3 protein-coding genes and 1 pseudogene are annotated in these 2,676 nt (G+C 77.6%); all 4 read left to right on the top strand.

The genetic code is table 11. The features are described from left to right. Window positions 1-239 precede the first annotated feature (239 nt). Window positions 240-968 (top strand): cell division ATP-binding protein FtsE, encoded by a 729-nt coding sequence (locus AC1MIR_RS05515; protein WP_480027183.1) that lies wholly within the window; start codon window positions 240-242, stop codon window positions 966-968. Between the two features lie 70 nt (window positions 969-1,038). Beyond that, the gene (locus tag AC1MIR_RS05510) at window positions 1,039-1,911 is read left to right on the top strand and encodes a cell division protein FtsX (protein WP_480027182.1); all 873 of its coding nucleotides are present in this window, start codon (window positions 1,039-1,041) and stop codon (window positions 1,909-1,911) included. After that, the gene (locus AC1MIR_RS05505; protein ID WP_480027181.1) at window positions 1,908-2,489 is read left to right on the top strand and encodes a YdcF family protein; all 582 of its coding nucleotides are present in this window, start codon (window positions 1,908-1,910) and stop codon (window positions 2,487-2,489) included. The genes AC1MIR_RS05510 and AC1MIR_RS05505 overlap by 4 nt, the downstream gene beginning before the upstream one ends. Continuing rightward, a pseudogene (locus AC1MIR_RS05500) lies at window positions 2,486-2,676 on the top strand (lysophospholipid acyltransferase family protein); the annotation flags it as partial. The gene AC1MIR_RS05505 and the pseudogene AC1MIR_RS05500, both read left to right, overlap by 4 nt.

Raw genomic sequence — 2,676 nt, 5'->3', positions numbered from 1 at the left:
GGGGGGGGGGGGGGGGCGGGGGGGGGGGGGGGGCGGGCACCGGGGGGCCCCCGCGCGGCCCGCGCCCCCCCCGCGGGCCGGCCGCCAGCAGCGTGTCCGGCACCTCGTATTCGGCGGAACAGTTCGGGCAGGCGATGCGCATCCGGTGCGAATGTGATCGGCGCGGCGCCGACGCGCAATCGCCCCCGGCGCGCAATCGCCCTCTTGGCGCGCCAGGGCGCGCGGGGCAGACAGGATGCATGATCCGCTTCGAGGCGGTCGGCCTGCGCTATCCGGGCGGAGGTCCCCAGCGTGGCGCCTGGGGGCCGGAGGCGCTCTCCGACGTCACCTTCGCGCTGCCGCGCGGCTCCTTCACCTGGCTGCTCGGCGCCTCCGGCGCGGGCAAGTCCTCGGTGCTGCGGCTGATGCATCTTGCGCTGCGCCCGACGCGGGGCGAGGTGGAGGTGCTCGGCCTGCGCGTGGCGCGGGCGCCGCGCGCCGCGCTGCCGCCGGTGCGGCGGCGGATCGGCGTGGTGTTCCAGGATTTCCGGCTGCTGCCCTACCTCTCCGCCTTCGACAACGTGGCGCTGCCGCTGCGCCTGGCCGGCCGGGCCGAGGCGTCGCTGCGCGCCGATGTGGCGGAGATGCTGCGCTGGGTCGGGCTGGAGGCGAAGGCGCAGGCCTCCCCGCTCGAACTCTCGGGCGGGGAGCAGCAGCGCATCGCCATCGCCCGTGCCGTGGTGCATCGGCCGGAGCTGCTGCTGGCCGACGAGCCGACCGGCAACCTCGACAACCGCCAGGCGCGCCGCCTGCTGGCGCTGCTGCGGGAGATGAACCGGCTCGGCACCACGGTGGTGGTCGCGAGCCATGACGAGGAACTGGTCGCGCGCTTCCCGGCGCCGTCGCTGTTCCTGCATGAGGGCCGCCTGCACGACCCCGACAATGCCCGCGGCCTGGATGGCTGGGCGGAGGATGACGACCTTGCCTGACCTCGGGAGACGATCGCCGCATGGCTAGGCCGGCAATCCACGCGCATGGCTAGGCGGGCGCGCTCTTCGCATGGCTAGGCGCGCGCGCTACTCGCGCGACCCGCTCGGGCTGCGCCGCGCCCTGGCCGGCTGGCTGTTGCCCGGCCTGGTCGCAACCATGGCGCTGCTCGCCGCATTGGCGGTCGCCGGAGCGGAGGGCGCGGCGGCGCTGGCGGAGCGCTGGCAGCGCGGCGCGGCGGCGGCGGTGACCGTGCAGTTGCCCGATGCCGATGCGGCGCAGATCGAGCGCGCGCTGGCGGCGCTGCGCGGCATGCCGGACGTGGCCGAGGCGCGCGCCATGGACCCGGCGCGGCTGGCCGAGCTGCTGCGGCCCTGGCTCGGCGGCAGCGCCGGGCTGCCGCTGCCGGCGGTGATCGAGATCCGGCTGCGCGATGCCCGCGCCGACCCGGTGCTGGTGGGCGACCGGCTGGCCGCCACCGTGCCCGGCGCGGTGGTGGAGGCGCATGGCCTCTGGGTGCAGCGGCTGGCCGCGCTGGCGCGCAGCCTGCAGGCGCTGTCCTGGGTGATCCTGGTGCTGGTCGCCGGGGTCGCGGCGGCGGTGGTGGCGGTGGCGACACGCGCCGGCCTCGCGGCGCGGCGCGATGCGGTGGAGGTGCTGCACGGCCTCGGGGCGCGCGATTCCTACATCGCCGGCCGCTTCGCCCGGCGCCTGGGGCTGCTGGCGGCGGGCGGCGCGCTGCTCGGCACGCTGGCGGCGGTGCCGGCGCTGACGCTCCTGGCGGACCTGGCCGCGCCCTGGATCGCCGTGGAGCCGGCCGGGCCGGCGCAGGCCTGGCGGATGCTGCCCTGGCCGGCGCTGGCCGCGGTGCCGCCGATCGCCTTCCTGGTCGGATGGGCCACCGCCCAGGCCACGGTGCGCCGTTGGCTGAGGCACCTGCCGTGACCTGGCTCCGACGCCTGCTGCCGCCGCTGGTCCTGCTCGGGCTGGCGGGGATCGGCTTCCTCTGGTTCCTCCACCAGGTTGCCGCCGCCCCGCAGGAGCCCGCGCGTCCCACCGGGGGGATCGTGGTGCTGACCGGCGGCGCCGGGCGGGTCGAGGCGGGCCTGGCGCTGCTCGAAGCCGGCGCCGCGCCGCGGCTGCTGGTCTCGGGCGCGGCGCCGCGGCTGACGCTGGCCGAGCTGGCGCGGGCGAACCAGCGCGCGCCGGCCAGCCTCGAGGGCCGGGTGGACCTGGGCCATGCCGCGGCGACCACCACCGGCAACGCCGCGGAGACCGCCGCCTGGGTGCGCGCCCGAAGGATCGACTCGCTCCGCGTGGTGACCGCCGACTACCACATGCCCCGCGCCATGCTGGAGTTGCGCCGCGCGATGCCCGGCGTCACGCTGCTGCCGCATCCTGTGCCGACAGCAAGCCTGCCCCTGTCGCGGCGCGCCTGGCTGCTGGCGCTGGAATACGCGAAGTTCGGGGCCGCCGCGATCGGCGTCGCCGCGCTGTGGCCGGCGCGCGAGGCGGCGCGATGACCCTGCTGCGGTCGCTTGCCTTCAACATCGCCTTCTTCGCGCTGACCGCGCTGCTGAGCATCGCTGCGGTGCCGCTGCTGCCGGCGCCGCGCGGCGCGCGGAGGGGGGTGCTGCGCGGCTGGGCGCGGGCGCTCGGCCGGCGGCTGGGGGTGATATGCGGCGTCACGCTCGAGCTGCGCGGCGGGGC

It is taken from the genome of Falsiroseomonas sp. RANM36, assembly GCF_056682175.1.
The sequence above is the reverse complement of the archived record's forward strand: the minus strand, read 5'-3'. Positions and strand labels throughout refer to the sequence as shown.

Bases quoted from the DNA above. Each gene is read 5' to 3' on its own strand.
- AC1MIR_RS05510 (WP_480027182.1), top strand. From the start codon at position 1,039: ATGGCTAGGCGCGCGCGCTACTCGCGCGACCCGCTCGGGCTGCGCCGC.
- AC1MIR_RS05515 (WP_480027183.1), top strand. From the start codon at position 240: ATGATCCGCTTCGAGGCGGTCGGCCTGCGCTATCCGGGCGGAGGTCCC.